This is a genomic window from Paraburkholderia sp. BL10I2N1, assembly GCF_004361815.1.
In the GTDB taxonomy this organism is placed as follows: Bacteria; Pseudomonadota; Gammaproteobacteria; order Burkholderiales; family Burkholderiaceae; genus Paraburkholderia.
Map to the genome: position 1 here is coordinate 1,668,591 of NZ_SNWA01000001.1, position 14,992 is coordinate 1,683,582.

General features: G+C 62.6%; 12 protein-coding genes and 2 pseudogenes. 6 read left to right on the plus strand and 8 right to left on the minus strand.

The window, feature by feature from the left end; genetic code table 11:
• The first annotated feature begins 1,635 nt into the window (after positions 1–1,635).
• The 3 genes from B0G77_RS07790 to icmF all read left to right on the plus strand — a co-directional run bounded on the left by B0G77_RS07790 (position 1,636) and on the right by icmF (position 7,359).
• Positions 1,636–2,712, plus strand: a complete 1,077-nt coding sequence (locus B0G77_RS07790; protein WP_133661600.1) for a porin — start codon at positions 1,636–1,638, stop codon at positions 2,710–2,712.
• A 198-nt stretch (positions 2,713–2,910) separates the two neighbouring features.
• On the plus strand, positions 2,911–3,849 hold the full coding sequence (locus tag B0G77_RS07795; RefSeq protein ID WP_133661601.1) for a LysR family transcriptional regulator: 939 nt from the start codon (positions 2,911–2,913) through the stop codon (positions 3,847–3,849).
• 156 nt (positions 3,850–4,005) lie between these two features.
• Positions 4,006–7,359, plus strand: coding sequence for a fused isobutyryl-CoA mutase/GTPase IcmF (icmF, locus tag B0G77_RS07800; protein WP_133661602.1), 3,354 nt, complete (start codon positions 4,006–4,008; stop codon positions 7,357–7,359).
• 57 nt (positions 7,360–7,416) lie between these two features.
• Here icmF and B0G77_RS07805 read toward each other — a convergent pair whose 3' ends face one another.
• Complete coding sequence (locus B0G77_RS07805; protein ID WP_133661603.1) at positions 7,417–8,370, minus strand: nitronate monooxygenase family protein; 954 nt, start codon at positions 8,368–8,370, stop codon at positions 7,417–7,419.
• 297 nt (positions 8,371–8,667) lie between these two features.
• Between B0G77_RS07805 and B0G77_RS07810 the strand changes: the two genes are divergently transcribed.
• Positions 8,668–9,555: an alpha/beta hydrolase gene (locus B0G77_RS07810; protein WP_133661604.1), complete on the plus strand. Its 888-nt coding sequence runs from the start codon at positions 8,668–8,670 to the stop codon at positions 9,553–9,555.
• 27 nt (positions 9,556–9,582) lie between these two features.
• Here the strand turns inward: B0G77_RS07810 and B0G77_RS07815 are convergent, their stop codons facing one another.
• Entirely contained in the window at positions 9,583–10,059 is a 477-nt protein-coding gene (locus tag B0G77_RS07815; protein ID WP_133661605.1) for an Lrp/AsnC family transcriptional regulator, read from the minus strand.
• A gap of 120 nt (positions 10,060–10,179) precedes the next feature.
• On the opposite strand from B0G77_RS07815, the pseudogene B0G77_RS07820 reads away from it, so the two are divergent.
• Positions 10,180–10,875: pseudogene (locus B0G77_RS07820) on the plus strand (DMT family transporter); the annotation flags it as partial.
• Between the two features lie 32 nt (positions 10,876–10,907).
• Here the strand turns inward: B0G77_RS07820 and B0G77_RS07825 are convergent.
• Together B0G77_RS07825 and B0G77_RS07830 are read right to left on the minus strand one after the other, a co-directional pair.
• Positions 10,908–11,807, minus strand: a complete 900-nt coding sequence (locus B0G77_RS07825; RefSeq protein ID WP_133661607.1) for an integrase core domain-containing protein — start codon at positions 11,805–11,807, stop codon at positions 10,908–10,910.
• Entirely contained in the window at positions 11,804–12,193 is a 390-nt protein-coding gene (locus B0G77_RS07830; protein WP_133661608.1) for a transposase, read from the minus strand. The genes B0G77_RS07825 and B0G77_RS07830 overlap by 4 nt, the downstream gene beginning before the upstream one ends.
• A gap of 68 nt (positions 12,194–12,261) precedes the next feature.
• Here B0G77_RS07830 and B0G77_RS07835 point away from each other — a divergent pair.
• Positions 12,262–12,486, plus strand: a pseudogene (locus B0G77_RS07835) (EamA family transporter); the annotation flags it as partial.
• A 342-nt stretch (positions 12,487–12,828) separates the two neighbouring features.
• On the opposite strand, the gene B0G77_RS07840 reads toward B0G77_RS07835, so the two are convergent.
• The 4 genes from B0G77_RS07840 to B0G77_RS07855 are packed head-to-tail and all read right to left on the minus strand — an operon-like array spanning position 12,829 to position 14,952.
• Entirely contained in the window at positions 12,829–13,746 is a 918-nt protein-coding gene (locus B0G77_RS07840) for an MBL fold metallo-hydrolase (protein ID WP_133661609.1), read from the minus strand.
• Positions 13,743–14,192 carry a MaoC family dehydratase gene (locus B0G77_RS07845; protein ID WP_133661610.1) on the minus strand — a complete coding sequence of 150 codons (450 nt, stop codon included), beginning with the start codon at positions 14,190–14,192 and terminating at the stop codon, positions 13,743–13,745. Before B0G77_RS07845 ends, B0G77_RS07840 begins: the two co-directional genes overlap by 4 nt.
• Positions 14,189–14,425: a DUF1289 domain-containing protein gene (locus B0G77_RS07850; protein WP_133661611.1), complete on the minus strand. Its 237-nt coding sequence runs from the start codon at positions 14,423–14,425 to the stop codon at positions 14,189–14,191. Before B0G77_RS07850 ends, B0G77_RS07845 begins: the two co-directional genes overlap by 4 nt.
• The gene (locus B0G77_RS07855; RefSeq protein WP_133661612.1) at positions 14,422–14,952 is read right to left on the minus strand and encodes a YbaK/EbsC family protein; all 531 of its coding nucleotides are present in this window, start codon (positions 14,950–14,952) and stop codon (positions 14,422–14,424) included. Before B0G77_RS07855 ends, B0G77_RS07850 begins: the two co-directional genes overlap by 4 nt.
• Positions 14,953–14,992 lie beyond the last annotated feature (40 nt).

The following is a 14,992-nucleotide window of genomic DNA, read 5'->3' on the forward strand; positions in this document are numbered from 1 at the left end:
ACGGCTGCCGTGCGCGCCGGCCGCGCGGCTACTGGGTGTTATGAAAACACCTATTGTCCGGCGAAGTCGATTGAATATGCAAATTCATTTGAAGAATCGATTAATGCGGAATGCGCATGCGGCGTGCCACGCTTATAGTCTGCTCAATTGTTCCGATCTCGGTCTGTGCAATCGAGTCGGTCGGAATTACCGAGCGTCATTTGCGGTCGCTGCGCGCGCATCTTCTGGCAGTCCTTATCGATGACTGGCAAGTATTTTCCCGAAAAACCTAGCGGTAACATGGTGTTACAACCCTTCCCCAGGCATAACATTTTTTGGCTCGACACGATTTGGAGCCGCCCATAAATTACTGCACAAAGGCTATTGAAATATCGGACGGCGTAATTGTTGCGCGCGGGTTTCAAAGCGGATTCGTTCGCTCTTGAAGGCAGATCCGTGGCGCATCGTCGGGCAGGTTAACTATCGTGGATGCAGGGTATTCGAACAGGAGGCACTGGGTGTTGGGCGCGCTTGTCGCAGCCCTGGTTTCGTTCGCCCATGCGAAACCTGCGCCAATGCCGCATGCCGCTGACGGCATGCATGGTGGTGGCTCCGGCAACTATGCGCGGTCGCATCAGGACGCCCGGGCGGGTGGAGGCTGGTACGGCATGCGGTCTGATCGCGGTGCACCGGCGGATCGGAATGTACACGGGCAACGCGCTCCCAACGGCCCGGCTTATGGCGCGGGTCATGGCTCGTCGCCGCGAATGGCAGGTCAGGATCGATCGTGGCGCCCGGATGACGGCATGCGTTACGCTGGCCTGATCACGCCTGTAAGCACCGAAGGACACCCTGTGCCGCGACCGCCGGCGAATGCACCCGTCGTCCGCGCGGGTTCGATCCGGGCAGACGTGGCCCGCTACAACGAGGAGCGCGGCGCGGCGCGCCCGATCCCGCGTCCGCCAGATGACCTTCAAAGGCCGCCAGCGCCTTCGACCTATCGCAACTGATGCGATTGATTCGTCTGATCCTGCCTTCCCAAGCGGTTCAGCGTCGGACAACTCACCACTTCGTTACTCCGCTGCTGCTTCCATTCAGGCTGCCGCCAGGTTAGCCGCCCCGTTAGCTTCGTCCTTTCAGTCTCAGTTCCTCCCGGCCTGACGGCAATGCCGATAGCGCGTTCCTGCTAGCTGACGTCGTCATCTTTGTCGACCTCACCGTCCCGCCGCGCATTCATGTTGGCACCCCGGCCACTGGATTGACGCGCGCACGCCACACTTTCGTGAAAAATCAGGCAGTGCGGACACCTCTTGCACGAAACCGCGCCCCTGTTGCGGCGATGCGACTGCAGTCGCGCATTCAACCACCCGTAGCCGTTTCCAACCACTCCGGCCGCGACCGCAGGCGCTGGACGGCAGGTAGGCTTGCGGCCCGCCAATCGTACGGTCGTGCTTTAGCAGGACGTAATTCGACGAAACTAAGCCGGCTCATATACCGGCAATAACCAGCCATATTTCTTTTCATAAAAATGGTCCGCAAAGATGGTCTCCGCTCACTGACCCAGATCAGCTCGACGACCTGACGGATAACCACAACAGTTCGCGCGAGCCACCCGTCGCGCCAGCCACGCACACTTTTGACAAGACTGGAGAATTCATGAATACAAACGTCAGCCGCGCGCTGAAAACAACGCTCAAGGCAAGTGTCATTGCCGGCCTCCTGGCAGGCGCATCGACCGCTTTTGCGCAGTCGAGCGTTCAGCTTTATGGTCAGGTCGACGAATGGGTTGGCGCGCAGAAATTCCCCGGCGGCGAGCGTGCGTGGCAGGTGTCCGGCGGCGGGATGTCGACGTCGTACTGGGGCTTGAAAGGCGCAGAAGATCTGGGTGGCGGCTATAAGGCGATCTTTACCCTCGAAGGGTTCTTCCGCGCGCAGAACGGTCAATATGGCCGCTTCACAGGCGACACGATGTTCTCCCGCAACGCGTACGTCGGCATCGAGTCGCCCTACGGCACGTTGACGGCAGGCCGCCTGACGACAGACCTGTTCGTCTCGACGATCCTCTTCAATCCGTTCATCGACTCGTACGTCTTCTCGCCGATGGTGTACCACGTGTTCCTCGGCCTTGGCACGTTCCCGACGTACACGACGGACCAGGGCGTCGTCGGCGATTCGGGCTGGAATAACGCGGTGCAGTATTCGACACCGGACTTCAACGGCCTGAGCGGCAACGCGATGTACGCGCTCGGCAACACGGCCGGCCAGAACGGCGCGAAGAAATACAGCGCCCAGTTCCTGTACTTCCATGGTGCGTTTGCGGCGACGGGCGTCTATCAGTACGTGAACTTCAACAGCAACCCGGGGGACCTGGACAGCCTCGTGACGGGGATGAAGAGCCAGGGCGTCGGCCAGCTTGGCCTGTCGTATGACTTCAAGTTCGTGAAGCTTTACGGCCAGTACATGTACACGTCGAACAATCAGCAGATCAGCGGCTGGCACGTCAATACCGGGCAGGGCGGCGTGACCGTGCCGGCAGGACCGGGCACGATCATGGCGTCGTACGCTTACTCGCGTGACTCGGGCGGTCTCGACCAGACGCGTCAAACGGCGGCGGTCGGCTATGACTACCCGCTGTCCAAACGCACCGATGTCTACGCGGCGTACCTATATGACCACATCAGCCGTCAGTCGAGCGGCGACACGTTCGGCATCGGTATCCGCGCGAAGTTCTAGGCCCCGCTTCCCGGGCCACTTTCAGGACAGGCGCCGCGACGCCCGCGCAAAAACCCAGGCAGCAAGACAGAGGCCCCAGCGTTCTCCGGAATGCCGGGGCCTCTGTCTTCCTGCAGGCGCAGCTCAAGTACTTTCCTCACCATTCTTTGTTAAAGTCGCCACTACTGAGCCGATTAATTCTTCTTGCGCGCGATTGCCATGGATACCCTCGTCAGCATGAAAGTGTTTCGCCACGTGGTCGAAGTGGGGAGCTTCGTCGGGGCAGCGGAACGGATGGAAATGTCGGCGGCGATGGCAAGCAAGCACGTGATGCACCTTGAGCAGCAGCTCGGCGCGCGACTCCTGAACCGGACCACGCGCCGCGTCGCGCCCACCGAAGCCGGCCGCGAATACTACGAACGGCTCTCGCAGGTGCTGACCGAACTGGACGAAGCCGAACAGGCCGTCGGCGCCGCTAGCGTCGTGCCACAGGGGCGGTTGCGGGTGTCGTCGCTGTCTGCGTTCGGCTTGAGCCATGTGATGAGCGCGCTCGCCGACTACGCCGCGCAGTTTCCGCAGGTAACCGTCGAAATCACGTTGTCCGACCGCGTCGTCGAACTGATCGACGAAGGTTTCGACGTGGCGATCCGGGCATCGCCAACGGGACTGAAGTCGTCGTCCCTGATCGCGCGGCAGATTGCGACCGCGCATATCGTACTGTGCGCGTCGCCGGAATACCTGCGCTGCCACGGCACGCCGGCGACGCTCGCCGACCTCGCGAAGCACAACTTCATTCAGTACGCGGGTGTGCCGGCGCAGGAACTGGCGTCGGGCGCGGACGCCGGCGGCGCGAAAGTGCGGCTGACCGGCAACATGATCGTCAACCATCTGGAAGCGCAGCGCGTCGTGGTGCTGCAGGGCGCGGGGATCGCGATGCTCGGCACCGAAGTGATCGGGGACGATCTCGCTGCCGGCCGGCTCGTGCCGCTGCTCGTAGACGAACTCCCGCCGCGCGAATTGCCGATCCACGTCGTCTACGCGAGCCGTCGGCATCTGTCGGCGAAGGTGCGGTCGTTCGTCGATTTTCTGGCGGACCGTTTTGCCAGCCGGGAGCTGTGGCCCTCGCTCGAACAGATCCGCGCGGCCGCTGCACGCTGATCCGCGAGAGGCGGCCTTACGGGTTGCCCGCAGGTTGAGCGTCCGGGCTGCAAATGCGGACACAGCGTGAAGCGCTAATGTAAGCGCAGCCAGGCCGCCGACGCCATTTGGCTATACTGCAAAAAAGCCCGCTACGTTCGACGATCCGGGGGAGACATGACAGATCTTTCCACGCCGCAGCGCGTGGGCGGCGAGAGGCCGTCCAGCACGCCGCATCCTGTGCGGCGTCTGCGCTTCGTGACGGCCGCGGCGCTGTTCGACGGCCACGACGCCTCGATCAACATCATGCGTCGCATCCTGCAGGCAAGCGGCGTCGAAGTGATTCACCTTGGCCACAACCGTTCCGTCGAAGAGGTGGCCACCGCCGCGTTGCATGAAGATGCCGACGGTGTCGCGGTGTCGAGCTACCAGGGTGGCCACGTCGAATACTTCCGTTACCTCGTCGATCTTCTGCGTGCGCGCGGTGGCGGCCGGATCAAGGTATTCGGCGGCGGGGGCGGGGTGATCGTCCCCGATGAGATCGCTGAACTCGAACGTTACGGCGTCGAGCGCATCTACTCGCCGCGCGACGGCCAGCGACTCGGCCTGCAGGGCATGATCGACGACATGATCGCGCGCTGCGCTGACGCGGCGCAGGCGCTGCCCGAGCCATTCGAGCCGCTTGCCGAAGCGCGGGCCGGGAATGACGTCTCGCACGCCTTTCGTCAGCTTGCTCAACTCATTACCGCGCTCGAAACGGGCCGGGTGGACGCAACCTCACGCGACGCGCTGATCGCACGCGTGAAGACTGCGCCAATTCCGGTGTTAGGCATCACGGGCACCGGTGGCGCGGGCAAGTCGTCGCTGACGGACGAACTGATCCGCCGGTTTCGTCTCGACTTTGGCGATCTGCTCAGGATCGCCGTGCTCGCCATCGATCCGTCGCGCCGCAAGTCGGGCGGCGCGCTGCTTGGCGACCGCATCCGGATGAACGCGATTGGCGACTGGGGTGGCGGCGCCCGCGTGTTCATGCGTTCGATGGCGACCCGCGAGGCGGCAAGCGAACTTTCCGACGCACTGCCTGATGCAATCGTTGCGTGCAAGGCGGCGGGCTTCGACCTGATCGTCGTGGAGACCTCGGGCATCGGCCAGGGCGACGCCGCGATCGTGCGCTTCGTCGACCAGTCGCTCTATGTGATGACGCCGGAATTCGGCGCCGCGACTCAGCTCGAAAAGATCGACATGCTCGATTTCGCGGATTTCGTTGCGATCAACAAGTTCGACCGTAAGGGAGCCGCCGATGCGCTACGCGATGTCGCGAAGCAGGTGCAGCGCAATCGCGGCAGCTTTTCAGCGGCGCCCGACACGCTGCCGGTGTTCGGCACGATCGCGTCGCGCTTCAACGACGACGGCGTGACCGCGCTTTACCAGCATGTCGCAGAAGCGCTGCGTGGGCACGGTTTGCCCGGAGGCGGTGGCCTTCTGCCGAAGCTCCCGGGCGTGCGTCATTCGTCGGACCGCCACGCAATCGTGCCTCCTGCGCGCGTGCGTTACCTGGCCGACGTCGCGCAGACTGTAGAGAAGTATCGTGCCCGGGCAGAGTCGCAATCCCGCATCGCGCGCGAGCGCTGGCAGCTCACCGAAGCGCGGAGGATGCTCGACGAGCCTGACGCTTCGAAAGACAGCTTGCGGGAGGACGGTGATGACACCTCCAGCCGGCTCGATTCCCTGATTGCCCGCAAGGAAGCCCAGCTAGGCGAACCTGAAAAAGCGTTGCTGGCGGGATGGCCGGCGACCGTCGCGGCCTATTCCGGCGACGAGCACGTGGTGCGCATTCGCGAACGCGAAATTCGCACAGCCCTCACGGTATCGACGCTCTCGGGTTCGACGATTCGCAAGGTCGCCTTGCCGACCTTTGCCGACCCCGGCGCGATCCTGCGCTGGCTGATGCTGGAAAACCTGCCGGGGTATTTTCCGTTCACGGCAGGCGTGTTTCCCTTCAAGCGTGAAAACGAAGACCCGACGCGCATGTTCGCCGGCGAGGGCGACCCATTCCGCACTAACCGGCGCTTCAGGCTGCTATCGGAAGGCATGCCGGCGAAGCGCCTGTCGACGGCATTCGATTCCGTCACGCTATACGGCGAAGAACCGGACGAGCGTCCGGACATCTACGGCAAGGTGGGCAATTCGGGCGTATCGGTCGCAACGCTCGACGATCTGAAGGTGCTGTATGACGGCTTCGACCTGTGCGCGCCGGAGACGTCGGTGTCGATGACGATCAATGGCCCGGCGCCCACGATCCTCGCGATGTTCTTCAACGCCGCGATCGACCAGCAGCTTGCGCTTGTGCACGAGCGTGCCAAAGCACAAGGCCGGGCACCGACCGCAGACGAACTGGGCGAGGCGCGCCGCTACGCGCTGCAGAATGTTCGCGGCACCATTCAGGCAGATATCCTGAAGGAGGATCAAGGGCAGAACACGTGCATCTTCTCGACGGAATTCAGCCTGAAAGTGATGGGCGACATTCAGGCGTACTTCGTCGAGCACGGTGTGCGGAATTTCTATTCGGTGTCGATTTCCGGCTATCACATCGCCGAGGCCGGCGCGAATCCGATCTCGCAGCTCGCCTATACGCTTGCGAACGGCTTCACGTATGTCGAGGCGTATCTGGCGCGGGGCATGTCGATCGACGACTTCGCGCCGAACCTGTCGTTCTTTTTCTCGAACGGGATGGATCCGGAATACACGGTGCTGGGGCGCGTCGCGCGACGCATCTGGGCGATTGCAATGCGCGACCGCTACGGCGCAAACGAGCGCAGCCAGAAGCTCAAGTACCACATCCAGACGTCCGGGCGCAGCCTGCACGCACAGGAAATCGACTTCAACGATATCCGCACCACGTTGCAGGCATTGATCGCGATCTACGACAACTGCAATTCACTCCACACCAACGCATTCGATGAAGCGATCACGACGCCGACCGAAGACTCCGTGCGGCGCGCCATTGCGATCCAACTGATCATCAATCGCGAGTGGGGGCTGGCGAAGAACCAGAATCCGAATCAGGGCAGCTTCATTGTCGACGAGCTGACTGACCTGGTCGAGGCCGCGGTTCTCGCGGAATTCGATCGACTGACGGAGCGCGGCGGCGTGCTAGGTGCGATGGAGACCGGTTATCAGCGCGGACGTATCCAGGACGAGTCGATGCTGTATGAGCATCGCAAGCATGACGGGTCATATCCGATCGTTGGCGTGAACACGTTTCTGGGTTCGCATCCTCACGACGCGCCTCAGACCATCGCACTCGCGCGTTCCACGGAAGCCGAGAAGGAGGGGCAGCTTTTACGTCTGCGCGACTTTCAGACGCGACACCAGGATGCGGCGCCAGCGGCGCTCGAACGGCTAAAGCGCACGGTGATCGACGACGGGAACGTGTTTGCGGTGCTGATGGACGTGGTGCGCGTCTGCTCGCTCGGGCAGATTTCGCATGCACTTTTTGAGGTGGGTGGGCAGTATCGAAGGAACATGTGATTCCCTCTGGGGGAGACGCGACGCCCGGAGCACGTTCCGGGCGTCGCGCGCCAACCATCAGAGCCGCAGCCTGGACTTTGCCGCTTCGTATTCCTGCTTGAGCCGCGCGACCAGTTCGGCGACGCTCGGCACATCGCTCATCAAACCGACGCCCTGGCCGGCACCCCAGATGTCTTTCCACGCCTTGGCCTTGTCGCTGCCGAAGTCCATCCTGGTTTTGTCGGATTCGGGCAGCGCATCCGGGTCGAGCCCGGCATTCACGATGCTCTCGCGAATGTAGTTGCCGTGCACGCCGGTGAAGAGATTCGTGTAGATGATGTCCGACGCGGCGGAGTTCACGATCGCATGCTTGTAGCTTTCGACCGCGTGCGCTTCCTGCGTCGCGATGAAGCGCGTGCCCATGTAGGCGAGATCGGCCCCCATCGCCTGCGCCGCCAGAATCGAGCCGCCGTTGGCAATCGCGCCGGACAGCACGATCGGGCCGTCGAACATCCGTCGCACTTCACCCACCAGTGCAAACGGCGAGGTCGTGCCAGCGTGTCCGCCTGCGCCCGCCGCGACCAGAATCAGACCGTCGACTCCGGCTTCCAGCGCCTTCTGGGCATGCCGCAGGTTGATCACATCGTGCAGCACGATGCCGCCGTAGCTGTGCACGGCATCAACGATTTCCCTTTCCGGCGCCCGCAGGCTGGTAATGAAAATCGGCACCTTGTGTTCGACGCAGACGCGCACGTCGTGCTCGAGCCGGGAATTCGACTGATGCACGATCTGGTTGACCGCGATGGGCCCGATCACGGCATCCGTATGCGCCGCCTTATGCTCGGCAAGCGACGCCTGAATTTGTGTGAGCCATTCGCCGAGCAGTTCGGCGGGGCGTGCATTCAGCGCGGGAAAAGAGCCGACGATGCCCGCCTTGCACTGGGCAAGCACGAGTTCGGGGTAGCTGACGATGAACATCGGCGAAGCGACGACGGGCAAAGCAAGATTTTGCAGGACGGCGGGCAATGCCATGACGCGAGTCTCCTGATAAGCGGACCGGTGCGCGCAGCCTGAAGGCGCCCGATCCCGTGAGTGTAGCGGCTGCGAACGGCGTGCGATGAGCCAGAACCTGCGAAAGGTTTCTGTTAGCAGCCAATTCGTCGGGTGATTTTAAGAACGGTCGTTCGATTATAGGCTAACTGCGGATTTGTGCCTGTCGATTCCAGTTCGAAGGAGTGCTCGGGTTCTATGCTTCCGTGGGCTGGCACACCCCGCGCCAACCCATCTGGCACCTACAATTCCAGCACCAACAACGACAAGAGGCATGCCATGTCCTTCGAGGAGTTCACGCCTTTTCGCATCGCAGCGGGCGATGTCGACATTTTCGGGGTCAAGGGCGGAGATGGGCCGCCTTTGCTGCTGCTGCATGGCCATCCGCAGACACACATGATCTGGCATCGCTGCGTGTCGCAGCTTGCCAAGCATTTCACCGTGATTGCGACCGACCTGCGCGGCTACGGCGCATCAGGGAAGCCGCCGGGCGACCCGGCGCACTTGACCTACTCGAAGCGCGCAATGGCCGCCGACCAGGTCGCCGTGATGAAGCAATTCGGCTTCGAGCGCTTTCTCCTCTGCGCGCATGATCGTGGCGGGCGCGTCGCGCACCGGATGGCGCTCGATCATCCGGACGCAGTCGAACGGCTGATGCTGCTCGACATTGCGCCGACGCTCGCGATGTACGAAGCCACCAACCGCGAATTCGCCACCCTTTATTTCCACTGGTTCTTCCTGATCCAGCCGGAGCCGCTGCCGGAAACGCTGATCGGCGCGCACCCGGACGTCTATATCGAACGTGTGATGGGCGGCCGCCATGCAGGTCTCGCACCGTTCGCGCCGGAGGCGTTGGACGCCTACAAGCACGCGTTGCGGCAGCCGGGCGCGGTACACGCGATGTGCGAGGACTATCGCGCATCCGCGACGATCGATCTCGAGCACGATCGTGCCGATATAGAGCGCGGCCACAAGATTGGTTGCCCGATGCGCGTGCTGTGGGGGGATGAGGGCGTGATCGAGAAGTGTTTCGACCCGCTCACCGAATGGCGGCACGTGGCACGTGACGTGAGTGGCCGCTCGTTGCCATGCGGACATTACATTCCCGAGGAAGCCTCTGACCAACTGGTCATGGAGATGCTCTCGTTCTTCGAAGCAGTCGAATAAGCGCCACGCTGGCCACAGGCACCTCCGCTATTCGGCCAGCGGCGGCAGCCGCCGGCCGATCGGCGTCGATTTGACGATGGCCGTGCTTGTCTCGGCGCGCTCGGTCACCTTCGACAGAATCTCGTCGAGCTGGTCGATCGAGCGCAGATAGAGCCGGCAGATGAAGCAGTCGTCGCCGGTGACCTTGTCACACTCCACAAACTCCGGTATTCGCCGGATCACGTCTTCCACCAGATGCAACTGGCCGGGTAGCGGCTTCACGCGGACGATGGCCTGCAGCGTGTAGCCGAGCGCGCGCGGTTCGAGCTGCACCGTAAAGCGCGCGATCACACCCTGCGCGTCGAGCCGTCGCAGACGGTCCGCAGTGCCTGGCGCCGACAGGCCGACGCGGCGCGCAAGTTCGCTGACTGGTGTGCGCGCGTCTTCGGCAAGTGCGGTGATGAGCGCGCGATCGGTATCGTCGAGCGCGACCGGTGCAATATCAGATGAAAGGCGTTTTGTCATTTCAACCTTCGTTAAAAAGATGATTTCGCTTCATCGCCTGATTTTAGCCATGTATTCCGGCGGCTGGATTCAATACACTGACTTCCATTGAGTAATCGAAATCGACGGAAGGATCGAATCATGGCTTCGAACGAAATCCGGCGCGGCGCCGCCGAAATGAGCATCGCGATGCTGATGTCCGGCTCGATCGGCTGGCTGGTAGTCTCGTCGCAACAATCGACGGAAAACGTCGTCTTCTTTCGCTGTCTGTTCGGCGCAGCGACGATGGCTATCGTTTGTGCCGTGCTCGGCCTGTTCCGGCGCAAGCTGTTTTCGTGGCAGATGCTCGGGCTTATCGCACTATGCAGCGTGGCGATCGTGGGCAACTGGCTGTTGCTGTTTGCCGCGTACTCGCGTGCGTCGATTTCGATGGCGACCGCCGTCTACAACACGCAGCCGTTCATGCTGGTCGCACTAGGCGCGATCATTTTTCGCGAACGTGTCACGCCGTCGATCGTCGCGTGGCTGCTGGTGGCGTTCAGCGGGCTGGTGCTGGTCGTGAAGGTCGAGCCGGCCGTGCTGGCGGTGCCGGGGAAATATCTCGAAGGCGTTGCGTATGCGGTCGGCGCGGCGTTTCTGTACGCGGTGTCGTCGATCGTCACGAAGCGTCTGAAGGGCACGCCGCCCCATTTGATCGCGCTGATCCAGGCCGCGCTGGGCGTGCTGATGCTGCTGCCGTTCGCGCACTTCGACGCCTTGCCGACCAGCGCCGCGCAATGGCTCAAGCTGGCGACGCTCGGTATCGTCAACACGGGTGTGATGTACGTGCTGCTGTACCGGCTCCGGTTGTCTGGACACGCTTTTGCAGCTCAGGCGGCCAGCTTCATCAGCCGTTCCTGACGGGCTTCGAGGGGTGATTTGAAGCCCAACTTTTCAAGACGCCAGTCGCGATTGTATCGATCCTTGAACGCGATGGCGGCGGCACGAACTTCCTCCAGGTTTTTGAAGATGCGTCCATGAATAGCCTGTTCCTTCATTGTCCGGTTGAATCGCTCGGCGACGCCGTTGGTCTGGGGTTCGGCGACGAAGGCATAGCTCGGCGCGATGCCCCAGAACCGGATCTGGTTACGGAAGTCGTCCGACGTGTACTGCGAACCGTGATCCATACGCAGCGACAGCCCGCGGCCCGCATCGGCGAGCACGGAACCGAATTCGTCCAGCAGCCCCTGGGAGATCGGCTCGAGGGCAGCAAAGCGGTCGCCAATCTTCGCGGCATGAATGCCGGTACACATGCCGTCGCAATGATCAACGGCCGAGAAGATCCACACCATGCCGTCGTCCACGGTCGCGATGCGCACGCCGTCGGTGCCCCACATCTCATTCGGGCAATCGGTTGTGATCCGGCCATCGTGAAGGTTGGGTTCGCCTCGCGCTTGCCGGTGCGGCGACAGCAGGCTGTGCTCGCGCATCAGTCGCAGCACGCGGGTCCGGGAGACCCGGATGTCGTGCAGGATACGCAAGCGCGCCCAGACCTTGCGATGCCCCTCGCCGATGAAGGGGGAAGCCACCAGATCGTCGCGGATGGCCTTCAGCAGGTCAGCATCGGGCATCTTCGGTTTCGGGCCGCGGCGGCCCGGGATGATCGGCACCACGTTGTCCGCTGTCCTCGCGCGGACAGCATAGATCGTCGAGCGGGGGAATCCGAGCACCTGGCAAACCCGTTGCAATCCAAAGGGCTTGTTCGCACTAACGGAGATCGCGCGGCTCATGTCGACGATCTCCGAGCGGTCAAAGGGCGACGGGCCTGCAGTTCACGTTCCTTGCGCAGGATCTCGTTTTCCATAGACAACTCGCCGACGCGCCGCACGGCGTCATTGAGCCGGGCTTCCAGGGGATCGCTGGTGCGTGCCTTCAGGCCGGCCTCCATGCCGGCCAGTGCCAGCTCACGCCATTGCTTGAGCACGGCGATCGTCACACCGACTTCACGGGACACGGCGTCGACGGGTTCGCCACGCAGCAACCGAAGCACCACGCCGCGTTTGCGACCGGTCGACCAACGCTTGACTTCGGCGGCGCCAGAGGCGCTTCCAGTCGCGCTACGCGCTCCTTCCAGCGCCTCTGGCGCAACCCCGTTTACATCTGTTTTCTTCAACATCAACAACTCCAGTTTGGGACCCACGTTTTACCCCAAATCTGTGTCCAGAAAAACAGGAGGCGCGGCAGATGTACGTGCTGCTGTACGGCGCAATCCAGAAGCTGCCGACCGCGATGACGGGCGCACTGTCGTTCATCTATCCGGTGGTGGCGATCATCGTCGATCGGGTCGCATTCGGACAGAAGCTCGCGTGGGTGCAGGTGCTCGGCGCGGTGCTGATCCTGCTGGCCGCTGCTGGCGTCAACCTCGGCTGGCGGATCGTCCCGCAAAAGCGTTTGTCGTCCACCTGCTAGCGATGGCGTGGCGATCGGCTAACGGCAATCTGCATCTGTGATTTCGCCTGCGAAGGCCATGTGCGACGGTCCGTTCGGTCGAATGCACCGAAGCCGTGCAATGTTCGACATCAGCTCACGTGGCGCAGGCGGCCATTTCGTGAAAAGCCATTTCGCTGAGGGTTTTCGACAGGCGTTAAGGTTTTGTAGGGAAATCACCGATGCGTCCGAAAAGTTCGCTCGGTATGATGCGTCTCGACGCTGATCACGTCGACAAAATTCCGCCGTTCGCCATTGCTGGCGAGCGGCTTTCTTTTTTGTGGTGCGGATGTTGTGGCTACGTGCGCATCGTTGCACGCGACGTCACGCAGCTGGCGCAAGCAGGCGCGTGCCGTCGACCGTTAGCGCGCCGCTTTTCGCGAGACTTTCGATCACGCCTGTGAGCAGCGCAGACCACTCGCTGCGAGGAGCGAGCATCGATGCCGCGGCGCGCAGCACGGTCGCCTCGTCGAGCATGGCGAGCAATGCGTCGAAAGTCATCGCTCGAACTGCGAGCAGCTTGAACACGATCAGCACCTTGAGCGCATTCTTCGCATTTCGGGTGGGATCGGCCCGCAGCCATGCGACGCGCGAAAACGCGCTTTCCAACGCCCCCTGAACGTTGGTGAACGGCGCGCCATGGCCTGGAATGACGACGCGCACATCGAGCCGCGCGATCATTTCGAGGACGGCCTGTTGTTCAGCGAAACCGCTTTCGCCCTCCAGTTCCGGAAAGATCACGCCGAAGCCGTTTTCCCACAGCGCGTCGGCGCTGATCAGCAGGCGCTCGTCTGCGCAATACAGCATCAGCGAATGCGGATCGTGGCCGGGTGCGCCAAGGACATCCCACTGCAACGCGCCGAGTGTGAGTTGCGCGCCTGGCTCGATCGTTTCGGTGAAGCTGAAGCGCTCGCACGTTTGCCCCGTCGCTCGGAATGTCAGGCGCGTGTCGTCCCAGTCGCGCACCGCGTCGGCTTCAGAGGATGGAATGGCGGTGCGGCAAGGCCACGTCGCCTGCAGCAACGCGTTGCCGCCGCAGTGGTCCGAATGCAGATGCGTGTTGACGATCAGATCGAGTGGCCGAACCCCGAGCGCCTGCTGCACGAGCGCGCGTGTCTGATGGGCGTGCGTGGCGTAGCCGGTATCCACGAGTGCCGCGCACGCGTCGTCGACCAGCAGCACGTTGTTCGACGACAGCCATCCGCGCTCGAACACGCGTATCGATTTCGGCAGCGCGATCATTGTGGTGCGGCTTCCGGTTTCGGCATCACGAGAATCGTTGACGTGCCGATCAGCACGGTCTCGCCGCGCTGGTTCACGACGTTGCCGTCGAGCTGTGTCAGGTCGCCCTTCAGACTCGGCTTCCACCACGCGTCGCGGACACGCCAGTTGATCGTCAGCGTGTCGTTCGCGTGGACGGCTTTCTTCAGCTTGATATCGAACTCGAGGCCAAGCGGCTGCGCGTATGTCGAAAAGTGCGTCGCGAGCAACGCCATGAAATGCGCCGACGGCTGCGTGCCGGAGGCGATCAGCCCGCCGAAGCGGCTTTGCGCCGCGTAGGCGTCGTCGTGATGCAGCGGGTTGAGATCGTTGACGAGCGTGGCGAACGATTTGACCGAATCGGCTGACAGTGACAGCGTGGTGTTGAACGTCTCGCCGATTGTCACGACACGGGGCGGCGAGTTCATGGCGAGGCCTTTGGTTGTGCCGTCGGCTGGGCCATCAACTGCGCGTGGCGCACTTCGATCGAATCCCAGATGGCGCGCTTCTGTTCATCATCGAACGACGACCAGCCGGCGATCTCGTCGATCGTGCGCAGGCATCCGTCGCACCAACCGGTATCGGGATTCATCCTGCACACGTCAATGCACGGCGAGGGCACCGGCGCGATATCCGTTGCGTCGACTGGGCCGGCAATCATGCGGACTCGCGCAGCGCCACGTCGACGACCGGCGCGCCGGTCAGTGCGACGAGTTCCTGCGGCGACAGATTGAATACCGCGTGTGGATGGCCGGCGGCAGCCCACAGGCTGTCGAGCGTGAGCAGGTCGGCGTCGATCAGCGTGACGGGCGGGGTTGCGTGTCCGATTGGGCACACGCCGCCGATCGCGTAGCCCGTCTTTTCACGGACGAACTTTGCATCCGCGCGAGCGATTTCGCCCACCTGCGTGGCGACCTTTTTTTCGTCGACGCGGTTCACGCCGCTTGCGATGACCAGCACCGGCGCATCGTCGTCGCGGCGGCGAAACAGGATCGACTTCGCGATCTGCGCGACCGAGCAGCCGAGCCCGGCAGCGGCTTCGGCCGACGTCTTGCCGGTTTCAGGCAGCATAACGACGGGCTTCGCGTGACCGCGCTCGCGCAGCAGTGCCGCGACGCGTCGCGCGGAGTCGGGCAACGCATCGAGGTGACTGGTTTCGTCAGGTTGAAGAGAGGTGCTTTCCGTCATGTCTTCGTTTCCGATTTGCTTCGCTATCCGTGTATGGGGT

Excerpts from the sequence above, each read along its gene's own strand:
- B0G77_RS07830 (WP_133661608.1), bottom strand. The coding sequence starts at position 12,193 with ATGTTGAAGAAAACAGATGTAAACGGGGTTGCGCCAGAGGCGCTGGAA.
- icmF (WP_133661602.1), top strand. The coding sequence starts at position 4,006 with ATGACAGATCTTTCCACGCCGCAGCGCGTGGGCGGCGAGAGGCCGTCC.
- B0G77_RS07855 (WP_133661612.1), bottom strand. The coding sequence starts at position 14,952 with ATGACGGAAAGCACCTCTCTTCAACCTGACGAAACCAGTCACCTCGAT.
- B0G77_RS07795 (WP_133661601.1), top strand. The coding sequence starts at position 2,911 with ATGGATACCCTCGTCAGCATGAAAGTGTTTCGCCACGTGGTCGAAGTG.
- B0G77_RS07850 (WP_133661611.1), bottom strand. The coding sequence starts at position 14,425 with ATGATTGCCGGCCCAGTCGACGCAACGGATATCGCGCCGGTGCCCTCG.
- B0G77_RS07825 (WP_133661607.1), bottom strand. The coding sequence starts at position 11,807 with ATGAGCCGCGCGATCTCCGTTAGTGCGAACAAGCCCTTTGGATTGCAA.
- B0G77_RS07790 (WP_133661600.1), top strand. The coding sequence starts at position 1,636 with ATGAATACAAACGTCAGCCGCGCGCTGAAAACAACGCTCAAGGCAAGT.
- B0G77_RS07805 (WP_133661603.1), bottom strand. The coding sequence starts at position 8,370 with ATGGCATTGCCCGCCGTCCTGCAAAATCTTGCTTTGCCCGTCGTCGCT.
- B0G77_RS07810 (WP_133661604.1), top strand. The coding sequence starts at position 8,668 with ATGTCCTTCGAGGAGTTCACGCCTTTTCGCATCGCAGCGGGCGATGTC.
- B0G77_RS07840 (WP_133661609.1), bottom strand. The coding sequence starts at position 13,746 with ATGATCGCGCTGCCGAAATCGATACGCGTGTTCGAGCGCGGATGGCTG.
- B0G77_RS07815 (WP_133661605.1), bottom strand. The coding sequence starts at position 10,059 with ATGACAAAACGCCTTTCATCTGATATTGCACCGGTCGCGCTCGACGAT.
- B0G77_RS07845 (WP_133661610.1), bottom strand. The coding sequence starts at position 14,192 with ATGAACTCGCCGCCCCGTGTCGTGACAATCGGCGAGACGTTCAACACC.